Here is a 206-nt window from a genome sequence, read left to right on the forward strand (position 1 = left end):
CCAGGGGCGGGCTGGCCAGTAGTTCATCTTCACGTCGGGGTTGATCCGGCCCTCGAAGTTCCGGTTGCCGCTGAGCACCGAGGTGACCGCGAGGTCGTTGTCGTTGACGGCCTTGGAGACCTCAGGGATCAGCGGTCCGGAGTTGCCGATGCACGTCGTGCAGCCGTAGCCGACCAGATCGAAGTCGAGCGCCTGCAGGTAGGTGT

General features: G+C 64.6%; 1 protein-coding gene. It reads right to left on the minus strand.

Going from position 1 to position 206, the window contains the following annotated elements; translation table 11 throughout:
• Window positions 1–206, minus strand: a 206-nt coding sequence (locus BN358_RS29395; RefSeq protein ID WP_157593532.1) for an aconitase family protein, incomplete at both ends; no start/stop codon positions are given.

The organism is Sedimentibacter sp. B4 (assembly GCF_000309315.1).
Classification (GTDB): Bacteria; Bacillota; Clostridia; order Tissierellales; family Sedimentibacteraceae; genus Sedimentibacter; species Sedimentibacter saalensis.